This window comes from Pseudomonas sp. AGC41, from assembly GCF_057334555.1.
In genome coordinates, this window is record NZ_JBHFJB010000154.1 from 30,069 (window position 1) to 45,288 (window position 15,220).

General features: G+C 60.6%; 18 protein-coding genes. 5 read left to right on the forward strand and 13 right to left on the reverse strand.

What is annotated here, in order from left to right; translation table 11 throughout:
- Nucleotides 1-141: 141 nt before the first annotated feature.
- The gene (locus ACE04F_RS25925) at nt 142-423 is read right to left on the reverse strand and encodes an HU family DNA-binding protein (protein WP_030139622.1); all 282 of its coding nucleotides are present in this window, start codon (nt 421-423) and stop codon (nt 142-144) included.
- A 393-nt stretch (nt 424-816) separates the two neighbouring features.
- Between ACE04F_RS25925 and yejK the strand changes: the two genes are divergently transcribed.
- Nucleotides 817-1,821: a nucleoid-associated protein YejK gene (gene yejK, locus ACE04F_RS25930; RefSeq protein ID WP_486106602.1), complete on the forward strand. Its 1,005-nt coding sequence runs from the start codon at nt 817-819 to the stop codon at nt 1,819-1,821.
- Between the two features lie 243 nt (nt 1,822-2,064).
- On the opposite strand, the gene ACE04F_RS25935 is transcribed toward yejK, so the two are convergent.
- The 5 genes from ACE04F_RS25935 to ACE04F_RS25955 all read right to left on the reverse strand — a co-directional run bounded on the left by ACE04F_RS25935 (nt 2,065) and on the right by ACE04F_RS25955 (nt 5,982).
- Nucleotides 2,065-3,000: a glutathione S-transferase family protein gene (locus ACE04F_RS25935; protein WP_486106600.1), complete on the reverse strand. Its 936-nt coding sequence runs from the start codon at nt 2,998-3,000 to the stop codon at nt 2,065-2,067.
- A gap of 79 nt (nt 3,001-3,079) precedes the next feature.
- Nucleotides 3,080-3,403: a GIY-YIG nuclease family protein gene (locus ACE04F_RS25940; RefSeq protein WP_486106598.1), complete on the reverse strand. Its 324-nt coding sequence runs from the start codon at nt 3,401-3,403 to the stop codon at nt 3,080-3,082.
- A gap of 42 nt (nt 3,404-3,445) precedes the next feature.
- Complete coding sequence (locus ACE04F_RS25945) at nt 3,446-3,916, reverse strand: nuclear transport factor 2 family protein (RefSeq protein ID WP_434569706.1); 471 nt, start codon at nt 3,914-3,916, stop codon at nt 3,446-3,448.
- Between the two features lie 88 nt (nt 3,917-4,004).
- Nucleotides 4,005-5,309 carry a CynX/NimT family MFS transporter gene (locus tag ACE04F_RS25950; RefSeq protein ID WP_486106596.1) on the reverse strand — a complete coding sequence of 435 codons (1,305 nt, stop codon included), beginning with the start codon at nt 5,307-5,309 and terminating at the stop codon, nt 4,005-4,007.
- Nucleotides 5,310-5,322: 13 nt separating this feature from the next.
- Complete coding sequence (locus tag ACE04F_RS25955) at nt 5,323-5,982, reverse strand: FadR/GntR family transcriptional regulator (protein ID WP_486106594.1); 660 nt, start codon at nt 5,980-5,982, stop codon at nt 5,323-5,325.
- A gap of 167 nt (nt 5,983-6,149) precedes the next feature.
- Here ACE04F_RS25955 and ACE04F_RS25960 point away from each other — a divergent pair, with 167 nt between their 5' ends.
- On the forward strand, nt 6,150-6,461 hold the full coding sequence (locus ACE04F_RS25960; RefSeq protein ID WP_305496580.1) for a type II toxin-antitoxin system MqsR family toxin: 312 nt from the start codon (nt 6,150-6,152) through the stop codon (nt 6,459-6,461).
- Nucleotides 6,458-6,943: a type II toxin-antitoxin system MqsA family antitoxin gene (locus ACE04F_RS25965; protein ID WP_486106592.1), complete on the forward strand. Its 486-nt coding sequence runs from the start codon at nt 6,458-6,460 to the stop codon at nt 6,941-6,943. The genes ACE04F_RS25960 and ACE04F_RS25965 overlap by 4 nt, the downstream gene beginning before the upstream one ends.
- A 56-nt stretch (nt 6,944-6,999) precedes the next feature.
- Here ACE04F_RS25965 and ACE04F_RS25970 read toward each other — a convergent pair whose 3' ends face one another.
- The 4 genes from ACE04F_RS25970 to ACE04F_RS25985 form a co-directional block, all read right to left on the reverse strand.
- Nucleotides 7,000-7,764, reverse strand: a complete 765-nt coding sequence (locus tag ACE04F_RS25970) for an amino acid ABC transporter ATP-binding protein (RefSeq protein ID WP_003178331.1) — start codon at nt 7,762-7,764, stop codon at nt 7,000-7,002.
- Between the two features lie 10 nt (nt 7,765-7,774).
- Nucleotides 7,775-8,872 (reverse strand): amino acid ABC transporter permease, encoded by a 1,098-nt coding sequence (locus ACE04F_RS25975; protein ID WP_305496585.1) that lies wholly within the window; start codon nt 8,870-8,872, stop codon nt 7,775-7,777.
- Nucleotides 8,873-8,882: 10 nt separating this feature from the next.
- On the reverse strand, nt 8,883-10,064 hold the full coding sequence (locus ACE04F_RS25980; protein ID WP_305496587.1) for an amino acid ABC transporter permease: 1,182 nt from the start codon (nt 10,062-10,064) through the stop codon (nt 8,883-8,885).
- 65 nt (nt 10,065-10,129) lie between these two features.
- Nucleotides 10,130-11,161, reverse strand: a complete 1,032-nt coding sequence (locus ACE04F_RS25985; protein ID WP_305496588.1) for an amino acid ABC transporter substrate-binding protein — start codon at nt 11,159-11,161, stop codon at nt 10,130-10,132.
- Nucleotides 11,162-11,633: 472 nt separating this feature from the next.
- Here ACE04F_RS25985 and ACE04F_RS25990 point away from each other — a divergent pair, with 472 nt between their 5' ends.
- Nucleotides 11,634-12,290, forward strand: coding sequence for an alpha/beta hydrolase (locus tag ACE04F_RS25990; RefSeq protein WP_486106588.1), 657 nt, complete (start codon nt 11,634-11,636; stop codon nt 12,288-12,290).
- A gap of 98 nt (nt 12,291-12,388) precedes the next feature.
- Nucleotides 12,389-13,864 carry an ATP-dependent RNA helicase RhlB gene (rhlB, locus tag ACE04F_RS25995; protein ID WP_486106586.1) on the forward strand — a complete coding sequence of 492 codons (1,476 nt, stop codon included), beginning with the start codon at nt 12,389-12,391 and terminating at the stop codon, nt 13,862-13,864.
- Between the two features lie 81 nt (nt 13,865-13,945).
- Here the strand turns inward: rhlB and moaE are convergent, their stop codons facing one another.
- The 3 genes from moaE to moaC are packed head-to-tail and all read right to left on the reverse strand — an operon-like array spanning nt 13,946 to nt 15,114.
- Nucleotides 13,946-14,398 carry a molybdopterin synthase catalytic subunit MoaE gene (gene moaE, locus ACE04F_RS26000; RefSeq protein WP_486106584.1) on the reverse strand — a complete coding sequence of 151 codons (453 nt, stop codon included), beginning with the start codon at nt 14,396-14,398 and terminating at the stop codon, nt 13,946-13,948.
- A gap of 3 nt (nt 14,399-14,401) precedes the next feature.
- Nucleotides 14,402-14,644: a MoaD/ThiS family protein gene (locus tag ACE04F_RS26005; RefSeq protein WP_486106582.1), complete on the reverse strand. Its 243-nt coding sequence runs from the start codon at nt 14,642-14,644 to the stop codon at nt 14,402-14,404.
- Nucleotides 14,641-15,114 carry a cyclic pyranopterin monophosphate synthase MoaC gene (gene moaC, locus ACE04F_RS26010; RefSeq protein ID WP_486106580.1) on the reverse strand — a complete coding sequence of 158 codons (474 nt, stop codon included), beginning with the start codon at nt 15,112-15,114 and terminating at the stop codon, nt 14,641-14,643. Before moaC ends, ACE04F_RS26005 begins: the two co-directional genes overlap by 4 nt.
- Between the last annotated feature and the right edge of the window lie 106 nt (nt 15,115-15,220).

Sequence of the window (15,220 nt, forward strand, 5' to 3'; positions counted from 1 at the left end):
CCCCCCCCCCCCCCCCCCCCCCCCGCCACAGGTACGTCGTTTTTCTTGAGTGAACAGCATTGCTCACCACTGGCCACTTTTTCAAGGCAACAAAAAACCGTGCCCGGATCGCTCCGCGGCACGGTTTTTCATAAAACGATCTTACTTGTTGACCGCGTCGGTCAGGCCTTTGGCCACAACCAGCTTGATCACTTTCTTGGCCGGGATTTCGATGGCTGCGCCAGTCGAAGGGTTGCGACCGGTACGGGCAGGACGCTCGGTGACTTTCAGCTTGCCAACACCTGGCAAGGTCAGTTCGCCGCCGTTTTCCAGCTGATCGGCAACCACTTGGCCCAGTTGGTCCAGCAGCGCACGCACGGTAGCTTTTGGTGCGTCTACAGATTCAGCCAAATCAGCGATCAGTTGGTCTTTAGTAAGAGCCATGTAGTGTTCCTTCCCTATCAAATTCATATGGATTGCAGAGTGCAGTGTCAGCCATCGAGCCGATCTATCTGATCAGCCGCCCTCGGTCATCACCACGACGGATCGGGGTAATAGATGCCGAAATCCGGGTTTGGTTCGACCTGACAAATGCTGAATGCACGCTTAACGCAGTGACTTCGCGTAAGACCGGGCAAAACTAGCACAACGCCTGTGAAATATCCGCCTCTACCTACCCATTTGGTCAGCTTTATTGCGCTAAATCGGTAAAAAAAGGCTCACCGGGCCTCAGACCGGTCTGAAAGGGCCTTCATCGCGCTCCAAAACCAGTGATTGCGGTACACTGGGCCTTTTCCGGGGAGCGCGCCCTCCTCTCTTTCATCAGCCGAGAATTCCATGCCGATCCGTCATTGCATCGTCCATCTGATCGACAAAAAACCCGACGGCACCCCCGCTGTGCTTCATGCCCGCGATTCCGAACTGGCGGAATCCACGGCCATCGAGAACATGCTCGCCGACCTCAATGAAAGCTATAACGCCAAGCAAGGCAAGGCCTGGGGCTTCTTCCATGCCGAATCCGGGGCGCATCCGTTCAGCGGCTGGCTGAAAGATTACCTCGACGGCGGCAAGGACTTCACCGCGTTCAGTCGCGTGGCGGTGGAACACCTGCAGAAGCTGATGGAGGAGTCCAACCTGTCGGTGGGCGGCCACGTACTGTTTGCCCATTACCAGCAAGGCATGACCGACTACCTGGCGATCGCTCTGCTGCACCATAGCGAAGGCGTGGCCGTGACCGACGAGCTGGACGTGACCCCGTCGCGGCACCTCGACCTGGGCCAATTGCACCTGGCGGCGCGGATCAACGTGTCGGAATGGCAGAACAACAAACAGTCCAGACAATACATCTCGTTCATCAAGGGCAAGAACGGCAAGAAGGTTTCGGAATACTTCCGCGACTTCATCGGTTGCCAGGAAGGCGTCGACGGCCCCGGCGAGACCCGCACCTTGCTCAAGGCCTTCAGCGACTTCGTCGAAAGCGAAGACCTGCCCGAAGACGATGCCCGAGAGAAAACCAAGACCCTGGTGGATTACGCCAGCAGCCAGGCCAAGCTCGGCGAGCCGATGGGCCTGGAAGAACTCTCGGAGCTGATCGACGAAGAGCGTCCGAAGGCGTTCTACGATCACATCCGCAACAAGGACTACGGCCTGTCGCCGGAAATTCCGGCGGATAAACGCACCCTCAACCAGTTCCGCCGCTTCACCGGTCGCGCCGAAGGCTTGTCCATCAGCTTCGAGGCGCACCTGCTGGGCTCGAAGATCGAATACGACGAAGAGGCCGGCACGCTGATCATCAAGGGCTTGCCGACCTCGCTGACCGATCAGCTCAAGCGGCGAAACTGAGGAATCCCGGTCCTCGATGTAAATGGCACGTTGATTCGTGGGTATGAGCCCGAGAATTTCTCAAGGCGTTGGCCGCGATATAAATCTGCCGGGCCAGCAGTGACGTCGGCCCCGCCCCCCCTTCGCGAGCAGGCTCGCTCCCACAATGATTGCGCCAAACACAAATCCTGGGCCCACCCCCGGCCAAATGTGGGAGCGAGCCCGCTCGCTAAAGCGGTAGACCAGCCACCACTTCATGAAAGATCAGACCGCCTCGATACGAAACCCGAACCGCGGAAAGTGCACATGCACCACCCCGCCACGCTCGTCCTGACGGCGCAGAATCAATTCTTCGCTACCGGCAAACAACAACTCTCCAACCACCGGATCGACACCGTAATCAGTCGCCGCGATGCTCACCCGCTGCCCCGCCACAAACCCGTTCGGCTCCTCGAACGACTCATCCGGCAGCGCTGCCGGCGTCGCACTGCGAGCCACCTCCAGGGCTTCTTCGGAACTCATCTGGCTCGACGCACCATGGCCGAAACCCAACACCCGCGCCAGCCATGCCGATACCGCAGGGTGAGCATCGACCAAAGGTGAAGTGACAGGCGTGCCCTTGAGGAACCACAGCGGATGCGCCATGGCAAAGTCGGCAATCGACGGATCGCCCAGCAGGAAGTCGCCGTCTTCACGCTGCAACTGGTGCTCCAGACGCGCCATGATCGTCGGCCATTGGTGCTTGGCCTGTTCGGCCGCCAAGCGCGTGGCCGTGCCGCCACTGAACAGCGCGGCACGGTCGCTGATGAACGCCTTGATCGCCTCAGGCGGCAACTTGGCAAAACGCACCGCCACCGATTCCGGCTGGAACACCAGGCTTACCGCATGTTGGAACACCACCGAATCGGCCCATGCCGCAAAGGACGCAGCGATCATTTCCCGGCCCTCGGGAAACAGCGCCGGCGAGGCCTTCTCCTGCTCCAGCCGCCGGGCAATCAACGCCGTGTCGCAATAGATGTCCGCACCGATCTGCAACACCGGCGTCTTGCGGTAACCGCCGGTCAAGGCCGTCAGGTCCGGCTTGGGCATCATCGGCGGGATACCTACCGAACGCCAGGACAGGCCCTTGAAACCCAGCAGCAGGCGGGCTTTCTCTGCGAATGGGGAGGTTGGGTAATGATGGAGGATCAGTTCAGACATGAGATTCGCCACTGCAGGGATGAAGTCTTGCAGCTTAGCGCGCCTGACCGGACCAGCCTACCGGCCTGATGAAGGCCTATCAGTCAGGCTGATGAAGCGACAGCGCACTGGCCACCAAGCATTCCTTGGCGCTTTTCTTGAGCTTCTTGATCAACCGCTCCTGCCGCAACGCCTCGCCCTTGTCGCGGCAGGCTTCGGTGTAGACCAGCGCAACCGCCGGGCTGGAGAGAAAAAAACGTGCGCCCTTCCCGCTCTGATGCTTGGCGAAACGCCGCACCGGGTCATCGCTGATGCCGCAGTACAGCGAGCCGTTGGCGGCGCGCACCAGGTAGACGAACCAGGGCTTGGCCGGTTCGGGCGGGGCGGGGGCAGCGAGATCGGGGGGTGATTCAACGGTGGTCACGGAAATATTCAACAGCCGCGATGGAAACAAGCCGCGATCTTATCAGCGACTGGCCTGGAACGCCCGCAGCCCCTTGAGCGCCTGGGCGCGGACGGCGTTGCGCACCAGCGGTGTCCAGCCCAACAGCAGGCCTTTGGTGCCCAAGGCCTGGCGCGACCAGCGCCACAGGTCGAAATGATCGTGGTGCTCGCAGATCTTGCCGTCACGAAACACGAAGCGCGCCTGGATATCGTTGACCACGGTATTACCGGTCTGGCTGAACAGATAAGTCGCCACCCAATGGGCACCGCCGGAACGTTCGTCGCTGCGCACGTTATCGAACGTCAGGGAAAAATCCTTGGCCCGCGTGGTAAGCATGCGCCACATGTCGCCGGCATCGCGCCCACGCAGTTCGCCGAAGGCCGGATCACTGAACACCACGTCATCGGTGTAGCAGGCACTCATAGCCTCGGCATCGAGGCGCTGGAATGCCTGGTAGAACCGGGTGATCAGGGCTGTGTGGGCATCGCTCATGGACGGACTCCGGAAATCGTTTCAGTAAGGCCTGCACGATAATCTGCCGCCGCGAGGAACACTATGGTCATTCGCTATGAAAATGACATCAGCGAAGCTCGCCGACTCTTTCGCTGACGACACCGACATATAACGCTCGACCGGCGCCGAGGCCGGCGATGATCGCGCCCAGGCCAACCAGGCCAAAGATCCAGCCCAGGGCATCCCAGCCGCCGGTCAGGTCATGCACCACGCCGACTGCGAACGGCCCCAATGACGCCAGCGTATAACCAAAACCCTGGGCCATGCCGGAGAGGTTGGCGGCCACATGGGCGTCGCGCGAGCGCAGCACGATCAACGTCAGGGCCAGGGCGAACGTCGCGCCCTGTCCCAGACCCAACAGGATCGCCCAGCCCCACAACCCTTCGATGGGCGCGTAGAGGCAGCCGAACAGCCCGCCGAGCACCATCAGCATGACGACCACGATGGCCAGGCGCTGGTCCTTGCCGCGCGTCGCCAGCCAGGGCGCTGCGAGAGAGCTGATCAACTGCACGATTACCGAGCCGGACAACACCAGCCCCGCCTGGGTCGGGGTCAGCCCGCGACCGATGAGGATCGACGGCAACCAGCCGAACACGATGTACGCCAGGGACGATTGCAGCCCCATGTACAAGGTCACCTGCCAGGCCAGGGGATCACGCAATAATCCGCGAACGCGATACACCGCCTGATGCGCCCCGTGTTTCTGGCCCACTTGCGGCAACCAGAATACGGCGGCCAGCAGAGCCGGGAGCATCCAGAAGCCCAGGCCCAGGGCCCAGTCATGGCCCAGGTGTTCGCTCAGCGGCACCGTCGCGCCGGCCGCCATCGCCGCGCCCAGGCACAGCGCCATGGTGTAGACACCGGTCATGGTGCCGGCCTGCCTGGCGAAGTCGCGCTTGACGATACCCGGCAGCAACACGCCGATCACCCCGATACTGGCGCCGGCGAGGATGCTGCCAGCGAACAGGCCGACCTGGCCGAACGAGCTGCGCAGGATGATGCCGCCAGCCAGCGTCAGCAGGATCCCGAGCACCACTCGTTCAGCGCCGAAGCGGCGCGCCAGCACGGGCGCCAATGGCGCGAACAGGCCCAGGCAGAGCACTGGCAGGGTCGTCAACAGACCGGCCTGGGCCGCCGACAGACCGAGGCTTTTCGACACCTCGCTGAGCAGCGGCGCCATGCTCGACAAGGCCGGACGCAGGTTCAACGCGACCAGGATCAGGCCGAGCAGCAGCAACCAGGGCCGGCGCATCAGCGGCTGGCTCTGCTGGGCCTGCTCGTCGTCGGCCTCGGCGTCGATCAGCAACTCTTCGAGTTCGGCGCCGCGTTTGTTCGGCGTTGCGGTAGTGCGGTCAAGCGGATCGCGGGACATGGAAAGCTCGGGGTCAGGGTTCATTGATCAACTGCCGGCAAAGGGCCTTGGCCCGCTCCGGATCCTGGCGTTCGACGGCTTCGAGGATTTCGATGTGCAGGTCGAACACGTGTTGATGACGGGGAATGATATTGAGGCTCTGGCGCAACTGAGCGCCGATCACGCTGGAGAAATAGCGATACAGCTCGCTCAGGGCCGGGTTGTGCGCGGCGTCCACCAGCAAGCGATGGAACACCAGATCGCAGGCGATGTAGTGCTCCAGGTCGCCGTGATAATGCTCGCCGCTGGTTTTCAGCGCCTGGCGCAAGGCAAGCAGATCGTCCTCGGTGCGCCGTAGCGCCGCCAGGCCGATGGCCTCGACTTCAAGGATGTGCCGGGTTTCCCGCGCCTGCGCCAACGAACAGCGGGAGAGCGCCTTGAGCGTGTCCAGCGGGTCCACCACCGCCCGCACGTAGCTGCCGTCGCCCTGACGAATCTCGATCAATCCAGAAAACGCCAGCACGCGCATGGCTTCGCGCACGGTGTTGCGGCTGATGCCCAGCTCCGCGACCAGTTCCGGCTCGGTAGGCAGCCGCTGGCCGACAGCCCACACGCCGTCGCTGATGCGTTGGCGCAGTTGCTCCAAGGCTTGATCGACCAGGGAGCGCTTTATTAGCGGGGACATTTCTGACATCGGATTCGCCTTTTCATCCAATCATGGGATGAATTTTCTGACATGTTAGTCAGCTTCGCGTAGGACGGCAACCGCCTACGTTTTATTGGAGGCAAAGAATCCGAATTTTCGATTAGTCAGATTTACCCTTTATGGGTAATCATTAGGACAAAGGCAAACGGCTTCTTATGGAAAAGAGCACACCCCATTACGACCTGGCAGTGGTCAAGGCCGAGGTCCACAGGTTGGGAAGCAAGGCGTTCACATTGAACGCCCGCGAAGGCGGACGAAGGATGATGTTGAGTCTCGCCCGGATGCTGCGGATCGTTCACCTGCTGGAATACAGGATGCTGCATAAATCGATGACCACGTATGCCGACCACCGAATCTGGCAAGACGTCTATCACACAACATTTCAGGATCGGGAGATTTACATCAAGGTGACTTACCGCCCCGGCGGTGGGCATCCGGTGGTCTCCTTCAAGGAGAAAAACCAATGAAAACCCAGCAATGTGTCAGCTGCGGCAGCATCGACGCGATGCATCACTTCAACGGCCGTAGCTTTACGGTCGACTACAGGCAGGTGACTCGGCAAGTGCACGATATTGCCGGATGGGAATGCCGGATCTGCGGTGAAATCGAATTCGATCACGACACAGACAGCGCCGAACGTTACTCCAGGGCCAGCGACCAGCTGCTGGAAGACTACGCGCTGGCGACAGGTGCGGAAATCAAACGCATCCGCCGCAAACTGCACCTCACGCAAAAAGACGCGGTGAAGCTGCTATCCGGAGGCGGGCACAATGCCTTTTCCCGTTATGAACGCGGCGAAGTTACCCCTGCTCAATCGTTAATCGTGCTGATGCGCCTGCTTGATCGGCATCCGCACCTGATGGCTGAAGTCCACTCGCTGAACGAAGAAGCCCATTTGCAGCAACTATTGTCGGATCGCCATCCGGAACATGACACAGCGGATCTCTGACCCGAAAAAAAACAAACCCGGACAAGTCCGGGTCTATTTCACTGCTTAAGAGCGGATCAATGCAGGATCTGGCTCAGGAACAACTTCGTGCGATCATTCTGCGGGTTGTCGAAGAAGTCGTTTGGCGCGGCCTGTTCAACGATTTCGCCCTTGTCCATGAAGATCACGCGGTTGGCCACGGTGCGGGCGAAACCCATCTCGTGGGTCACGCAGAGCATGGTCATGCCGTCTTCGGCCAGGCCGATCATGGTGTCCAGCACCTCTTTCACCATTTCCGGGTCGAGGGCCGAGGTCGGTTCGTCGAACAGCATGATCTTCGGTTTCATGCACAGGGCACGGGCGATCGCCACGCGCTGCTGCTGTCCGCCGGAGAGCTGGCCCGGGTACTTGTGCGCCTGCTCTGGAATGCGAACGCGTTCCAGGTAATGCATGGCGATTTCCTCGGCCTTGCGCTTGGGCATCTTGCGTACCCACATCGGCGCCAGGGTGCAGTTCTGCAGGATGGTCAGGTGCGGGAACAGGTTGAAGTGCTGGAACACCATGCCGACTTCCCGGCGGATCGCTTCGATCTGCTTGAGGTCGTTGGTCAGCTCGACACCGTCGACCACGATGCGGCCCTGCTGGTGTTCTTCCAGACGATTGAGGCAACGGATGGTGGTGGACTTGCCGGAACCCGAAGGGCCGCACAGGACGATACGCTCGCCCTGCTTGACGTTCAGGTTGATGTCTTTCAACACGTGGAACTGGCCGTACCACTTGTTCACGCCCTGCATCTGAATAATGCCTTCAGGGCTCACAGGCTGTTTGATCGCTTCACTCATGAGTCAACTCCTAACGCTTGTGGCCAGTGTCCAGCTTGCGTTCCAAATGCATGGAATAGCGGGACATACCAAAACAGAAAATCCAGAACACCAGGGCGGCGAACACATAGCCTTCAGTGGCCATGCCCAGCCATTTCGGGTCGGCGGCAGCTTGTTTCACGCTGTTGAGCAGGTCGAACAGACCGATGATGATCACCAGGCTGGTGTCCTTGAACAGCGCGATGAAGGTGTTGACGATCCCCGGGATCACCATCTTCAGTGCCTGCGGAAGGATTACCAGGCCCATGCTGCGCCAGTAGCCCAGGCCCATCGCCGCGGCCGCTTCGTATTGCCCCTTCGGAATCGCTTGCAGACCGCCACGCACCACTTCGGCCACATAGGCCGACTGGAACAGGATCACGCCGATCAGCGCCCGCAGCAGCTTGTCGAAGTTCATGCCTTCAGGCAGGAACAGCGGCAGCATCACCGAGGACATGAACAGCACCGTGATCAACGGCACGCCGCGCCAGAACTCGATGAAGGTCACGCAGACCACGCGAATCGCCGGCATGTTCGACCGCCGCCCCAGCGCCAGGACGATGCCCAACGGCAAAGCGCCGGCAATACCGACGGTGGCGATCACCAGGGTCAGCATCAGGCCGCCCCATTGGCTGGTCGCCACGGTTGCCAGGCCGAAGACGCCGCCGTGCAACAGGCACCAGGCGATGATCGGGTACAGTACCAGGAAGCTCAGGCCGTAGATCGCCTTGCGCGGGAAGCGCGAGATGAACAGCGGTGCCACGCCGATCACGGCCAGCCACACGGTCAGGTCCACGCGCCAGCGCAGGTCCGCTGGGTAATAGCCGTACATGAACTGGCCAAAACGCTGCTGGATGAACACCCAGCAGGCGCCTTCCTTGGTGCAGTCGGCTTGAGTGGTGCCGACCCAGTTGGCATCGATGATCGCCCAACTGAGGATCGGTGGCACCACCAGGTAGATCAGATAGAACGCAAACAGGGTCAGCAGCGTATTGAGCCAGCTGGAGAACATGTTTGCGCGCATCCATGCCATCGGCCCGAACACTTTGCTCGGTGGCGGCATATCAGGTTTGAAAGTATGGGATGTCATGCGCGTTTCCTCACCGCTCGATCAGCGCAATGCGCTTGTTGTACCAGTTCATCAGCAGGGAAATGCTGATACTGATCGCCAGGTACACGCTCATGGTGATGGCAATGACTTCAATGGCCTGCCCGGTCTGGTTCAGTACCGTACCGGCAAACAGCGAAACCATTTCCGGATAACCGATACCGGCCGCCAGCGAAGAGTTCTTCGCCAGGTTCAGGTATTGGCTGGTCAGTGGCGGGATGATCACACGCAGGGCTTGCGGGATGATCACCTTGCGCAAGGTCGGACCGTTGCGCAGGCCCAGCGAGTGAGCCGCCTCGGTCTGGCCATGGCTGACCGACTTGATGCCCGAACGCACGATCTCGGCGATGAACGCCGCGGTGTACACCGTCAGCGCCAGGGTCAAGGCCAGCAGTTCCGGGATAAGTACCCAGCCACCGACGAAGTTGAAACCCTTGAGCTGCGGCATTTCCCAGTGCACGGGCGCGCCGAAGATCAGTGCGCACAACGCCGGGATCACCAGGAACAGCGCCAGGCCGACCCAGAATTTATGGAACGGCTCGCCGGTCGCTTCGAAACGCTTGTTGGCCCAGCGGGTCATCAGCACGATGGCTACGATCGCCAGCACGACACTGACCACAAACGGCCAGAACCCTTCAGCCATCAGCGCCGCCGGCATGTTCAGGCCACGGCTGCTGACAAAGAAGGTATCGCCGAAATTATGGCTGTTACGCGGCCCCGGCATGGTCAGGAACACCGCGAAATACCAGAACAGGATCTGCAGCAGCGGCGGGATGTTGCGAAAGACCTCCACATACACCGTCGCCACCTTGGCGATGATCCAGTTCTTCGACAGGCGGGCCACGCCGACAATGAAACCGAGGATTGTCGCCAGGATCACGCCGATGAACGTCACCAGCAGTGTGTTGAGCAGCCCGATGACGAAGACGCGGGCATAGCTGTCCGCTTCGGTGTAGTCGATCAGGGTTTGAGCGATGCCGAAACCGGCACTGCGCTCCAGGAAGCTGAAGCCGGAGGTGATGCCCCGGTGCTCAAGGTTGGTCTGCGTGTTGTCGAACAGAAACCAGCCCAGAGAAATGACCGCCACGATGGTGACGATCTGAAATACCCACGCACGCACTCGTGGATCGCTGAGGCTGAGCCTCTGCTTAGGTGCGCCGATTGAATTTTGCATGAAGTGCCCCGCAAAGAATGGAACAGAACATCACCCGGTGGTTGGCCCACCGGGTGATAGAACCATCAGCGCACTGGTGGTGCGTATTGAATGCCGCCTGCGTTCCACAGAGCGTTCAGGCCACGATCGATTTCCAGCGGGGTGCTCTTGCCGAGGTTGCGATCGAAGATTTCGCCGTAGTTGCCGACTTGCTTGACGATCTGAACAACCCAGTCTTTCGGCAGCTTCAGGTCTTTGCCGTATTCGCCATCAGCGCCGAGCATACGGGCGACGTCCGGGTTCTTGGTGGCTTTGGCTTCAGCTTCGACGTTCTTCGAAGTGATGCCGGCCTCTTCGGAGTTGAGCAAGGCGTAGCCAGTCCAGCGGACGATTTTCGACCACTCTTCATCGCCATTACGCACGACTGGGCCCAGTGGTTCCTTGGAAATGGTTTCCGGCAGAACTACGTAGTCCTTCGGCGAAGCCAGCTTGCTACGCTGGGCGAACAGCTGGGACTTGTCGGAGGTCAGCACGTCGCAGCGACCGGATTCCAGCGACTTGGCGCTTTCATCGGAGGTGTCGAAAGTGATGGGGGTGTACTTCAGGCCGTTGCCGCGGAAGTAGTCGGAAACGTTCAGCTCGGTGGTGGTACCGGCCTGGATGCAGATGGTCGCGCCGTCCAGTTCCTTGGCGCTCTTGACGCCCAGCTTGTTGTTTACCAGGAAGCCGATGCCATCGTAGTAGGTAATGAAGCCAGGGAACACCAGGCCCATGCCGGCATCGCGGGAACTGGTCATGGTGGTGTTGCGCGACAGGATATCGATTTCGCCAGACTGCAGCGCGGTGAAACGCTCTTTGGCGTTCAACTGGCTGAATTTCACCTTGTTGGCGTCGCCAAATACGGCGGCGGCCACGGCGCGGCAGAAGTCAGCGTCGATGCCGAGGATCTTGCCGGAGGCATCAGGTACCGAGAAACCCGGCAAACCATCGCTCACACCGCACTGTACAAAGCCTTTCTTCTGCACGGCATCCAGGGTTGCACCCGCCTGAGCGAACCCGCTGACACCGAGAACTGCTGCTGCAGTCACGACTGCCAGGGTGGATTTCAGTAACTTCATTCAAACCTCCAGTTTTGCTCTTGTTGTGTCGGAGCTGGGACCCTGTCGCACCCTTTTGAGGCATTGCCGACCCTTGTTGGCTTTTTTTAGGGTCAACCGACGTCTGGGCCTTCGCTATGAGTCTAATAAATGAGAAAGGCTGTAAACGGCGCCTTACTCACTTCTCACCAATCGGCCGAACGGGCTGTAGCCCTTCACGTTCGCGAAGCCCGTAGCGGCTATTGGCGAACATCCATCACCGGATTTCTGATATCCCATGCGTCGCGTCGAGCTGATAGTGTTACCGCGCTGCGTAAGAATCATCATTCGGTTAAACCAATAGCAAAGCCCGTACCACACCGCTGCGCTTGTCTGTTACTGGCGACGTCAAGACAAAAACTTGTAGCATTGCGACATCTAATTAACTGAGGCACCAGGCGCGCACCGCAATCAGGCACTGATTGAGCGCACCCGCACATTTTTGGAGCACATCATGACCGACCCCTTGATTCTCGAGCCCTCCGGCACTGCCGATGCGTGCGTTATCTGGCTCCACGGCCTGGGCGCCGATCGCTACGACTTCATGCCGGTCGCTGAAATATTGCAGCAAAGCCTGCTGACCACGCGCTTCGTCCTGCCCCAGGCGCCGACGCAACCGGTGACCATCAATGGCGGCTACGCCATGCCCAGCTGGTATGACATTCGTGCCTTGAGCCCCGCGCGAGCCATCGACGAGCAGCAACTGGAAGCCTCGGCGCAACGGGTCATCGACCTGATGGAAACCCAGCGAGCCAGCGGAATAGACGCCTCGCGGATTTTCCTGGCGGGTTTTTCCCAAGGCGGCGCGGTGGTTTATCACACGGCATTCGTCCAGTGGCAGGGGCCGCTGGGCGGCGTGATCGCACTGTCCACCTATGCGCCAACTTTCGGCGAAGAATTGCAGTTGTCTGCCAGCCAGCAACGCATTCCGGTACTGGCGCTGCATGGACAGTACGACGAGGTGGTGCTCAACCCGATGGGCCGGACCGCGAAAGAGTATCTGAAGCAGCATGGTGTCACCGTGACATGGCAAGAATACCCAATGGGCCACGAAGTGTTACCCGAGGAGATTCGCGACATCGGCACATGGCTGGCGGAGCGCTTGCGCTAACAGGCAGACAGCCACGCCAGCGCTTTGATGATCACACTACGCCGCGCCCGTTTCTTGCATTACACTGGCCGGCGTACATTCCTTAACCAACCGATGAGATGACCGTGCTCAAAGCACTCAAGAAGATGTTCGGTAAAAGCGAGGCCGAGCAACTCGCGCCTGAAGCCAGCGCCCCCGCCCACGGCCCGAGCCGCACCGATGCGCAACAACCACATCGGACCGCCCCCGTTGTGGACGCAAAACCATCGCCGTCGACCGTACCCGTTGCGCCACCGGTGATGGCAGCCGAGCCGGAAAAACCGCGCAGCGAAGCCCCCAAGCCACGTCGCGAGCGCGCGCCCAAACCGCCGGTCGTCGCCTGGAAGCTCGAAGACTTCGCCGTAGAACCCCAGGAAGGCAAGACCCGCTTCCACGATTTCAAGCTCGCCCCCGAATTGATGCATGCCATCCAGGACCTGGGCTTCCCTTACTGCACACCGATCCAGGCGCAAGTGCTGGGTTATACCCTCGCCGGCAAGGACGCTATCGGTCGCGCCCAGACTGGCACCGGCAAGACCGCCGCGTTCCTGATTTCGATCATCACCCAGTTGCTCCAGACCCCGCCCCCAAAGGAACGCTACATGGGCGAGCCGCGGGCGCTGATCATCGCGCCAACCCGTGAGCTGGTGGTGCAGATCGCCAAGGACGCCGCCGATCTGACCAAGTACACCGGCCTGAACGTGATGACGTTCGTTGGCGGCATGGATTTCGACAAGCAGCTCAAGCACCTCGAAGCCCGCCACTGCGACATCCTCGTGGCGACGCCGGGCCGTCTGCTGGATTTCAATCAGCGCGGCGACGTGCACCTGGACATGGTCGAAGTGATGGTGCTCGACGAGGCCGACCGCATGCTCGACATGGGCTTCATCCCCCAGGTGCGCCAGATCATTCGCCAGACCCCGCCGAAAAACGAACGCCAGACATTGCTGTTCTCCGCGACCTTCACCGAAGACGTGATGAACCTGGCCAAGCAATGGACCACTGACCCTGCGATCGTCGAGATCGAAGCCGAAAACGTCGCCAGCGAGAATGTCGAACAGCACATCTACGCGGTGGCCGGTGCCGACAAGTACAAGCTGCTCTACAACCTGGTCAACGACAACGGCTGGGAGCGGGTGATGGTCTTCGCCAACCGCAAGGACGAAGTGCGCCGCATCGAAGAGCGCCTGGTGCGTGATGGCGTCAACGCCGCACAACTGTCGGGCGACGTGCCACAGCACAAGCGCATCAAGACGCTCGAGGGTTTCCGGGAAGGCAAGATCCGCGTGCTGGTCGCCACCGACGTGGCCGGTCGTGGCATCCACATCGACGGCATCAGCCACGTGATCAACTTCACCCTGCCGGAAGTGCCGGACGATTACGTGCACCGCATCGGCCGCACCGGTCGTGCCGGGGCTGCCGGGGTTTCGATCAGCTTCGCCGGCGAGGATGATTCCTACCAGTTGCCCTCGATCGAGGCGTTGCTGGGCCGCAAGATCAGTTGCGAGATGCCGCCGACTCATCTGTTGCGACCGGTCGAGCGCAAGCGACCTTAACCGTCTTCACAGTACCGAAAGCGCAGCCCAACCAGGCTGCGCTTTTTTTTGTCTTGGGTACCTGGCAGTTCTACAGGTTGCCTACCGCTTCCAGCGATCCGCCGCCGCATGATCACTGTCCCGCCCCTCGACCCAACGCGGCCCGTCGATGGTGTTTTCCTTCTTCCAGAACGGTGCACGGGTCTTCAGGTAGTCCATGACAAAGGCGCAGGCGTCGAACGCCGCCTGGCGATGGGCGCTGGCGGCGCCGACAAAAACGATTGGCTCACCCGGCTCCAGGGCGCCGATGCGGTGCAGCACCTCCAGCTTGAGCAGCGGCCAGCGCTGCTCGGCTTCGGTGGCGATCTTGCCCAGGGCTTTTTCGGTCATGCCCGGATAATGCTCGAGGAACATCCCGGACACATCGAGGCCGTCATTGAAGTCGCGCACGTAGCCGACAAAACTCACCACGGCACCGACGCCGACATTTGCTGCCTGCATCGCATTGACCTCGGCCCCCGGGTCGAACGGCTCGGCCTGCACCCGAATCGCCATGGCTCAGCCTCCGGTCACAGTGGGAAAGAAGGCCACTTCGTCGCCGTCCACCAGCGGTTCGTCGAGTTGGCACAGCTCTTCGTTGCGGGCGCACATCAGGTTTTGCTCTTTCAGCACCTCGGCTCCGTCACGCTGGGCGAGCAATGTGCGTACATCGTCAACCGTGGCGAAAACACCCTCCACTTTCAGCGAATCCACGCCGAGCGCTTCGCGATAACGGGCAAAGAATTTCACGGTGATGTTCATGGCGCATCCGCCTGGAAGTGGCCGCTCTTGCCGCCGAGTTTTTCCAGCACTCGCACGCCCTCGATGGTCATGCCCCGGTCCACGGCCTTGCACATGTCGTAGATGGTGAGCGCGGCGACGCTGGCGGCGGTGAGCGCCTCCATCTCGACACCGGTCTGTCCCGACAGCTTGCAGCGGGCCACGATGCGCACGCGATCCTCGCCTTCGGCGGTCAGTTCGACTTTGACGCTGGTGAGCATGAGCGGATGGCAGAGTGGGATCAGGTCGCTGGTTTTTTTTGCCGCCTGGATACCGGCAATACGCGCCACGGCGAAGACATCGCCCTTGGGATGGCCGCCGCTGACGATCATTTGAAGGGTATCGGGCAGCATGCGCACAAAGGCTTCGGCGCTGGCTTCGCGGAACGTCACGGCCTTGTCGGTCACGTCGACCATGTTGGCGCGACCTTGGGAATCGAGATGGGTCAGCACAGGGTAACTCCTGATCAGGAGCGTCGATTGTAAACCTGTGAGTCAAATTCCGGCAGGGTTGATTGTCGTACCCGCAGTTTGCCAAGCACAGCAGATCCCTTGTGGG

Coding starts and splice junctions, on each gene's coding strand:
- ACE04F_RS25955 (WP_486106594.1), bottom strand. CDS start 5,982: ATGTCAGAAATGTCCCCGCTAATAAAGCGCTCCCTGGTCGATCAAGCC.
- yejK (WP_486106602.1), top strand. CDS start 817: ATGCCGATCCGTCATTGCATCGTCCATCTGATCGACAAAAAACCCGAC.
- ACE04F_RS25960 (WP_305496580.1), top strand. CDS start 6,150: ATGGAAAAGAGCACACCCCATTACGACCTGGCAGTGGTCAAGGCCGAG.
- ACE04F_RS25950 (WP_486106596.1), bottom strand. CDS start 5,309: ATGTCCCGCGATCCGCTTGACCGCACTACCGCAACGCCGAACAAACGC.
- moaE (WP_486106584.1), bottom strand. CDS start 14,398: ATGGCGATTCGGGTGCAGGCCGAGCCGTTCGACCCGGGGGCCGAGGTC.
- ACE04F_RS25925 (WP_030139622.1), bottom strand. CDS start 423: ATGGCTCTTACTAAAGACCAACTGATCGCTGATTTGGCTGAATCTGTA.
- ACE04F_RS25970 (WP_003178331.1), bottom strand. CDS start 7,764: ATGAGTGAAGCGATCAAACAGCCTGTGAGCCCTGAAGGCATTATTCAG.
- ACE04F_RS25990 (WP_486106588.1), top strand. CDS start 11,634: ATGACCGACCCCTTGATTCTCGAGCCCTCCGGCACTGCCGATGCGTGC.
- ACE04F_RS25975 (WP_305496585.1), bottom strand. CDS start 8,872: ATGACATCCCATACTTTCAAACCTGATATGCCGCCACCGAGCAAAGTG.
- ACE04F_RS25980 (WP_305496587.1), bottom strand. CDS start 10,064: ATGCAAAATTCAATCGGCGCACCTAAGCAGAGGCTCAGCCTCAGCGAT.
- rhlB (WP_486106586.1), top strand. CDS start 12,389: ATGACCGTGCTCAAAGCACTCAAGAAGATGTTCGGTAAAAGCGAGGCC.
- ACE04F_RS25935 (WP_486106600.1), bottom strand. CDS start 3,000: ATGTCTGAACTGATCCTCCATCATTACCCAACCTCCCCATTCGCAGAG.
- ACE04F_RS25945 (WP_434569706.1), bottom strand. CDS start 3,916: ATGAGCGATGCCCACACAGCCCTGATCACCCGGTTCTACCAGGCATTC.
- ACE04F_RS26005 (WP_486106582.1), bottom strand. CDS start 14,644: ATGAACATCACCGTGAAATTCTTTGCCCGTTATCGCGAAGCGCTCGGC.
- ACE04F_RS25985 (WP_305496588.1), bottom strand. CDS start 11,161: ATGAAGTTACTGAAATCCACCCTGGCAGTCGTGACTGCAGCAGCAGTT.
- ACE04F_RS25965 (WP_486106592.1), top strand. CDS start 6,458: ATGAAAACCCAGCAATGTGTCAGCTGCGGCAGCATCGACGCGATGCAT.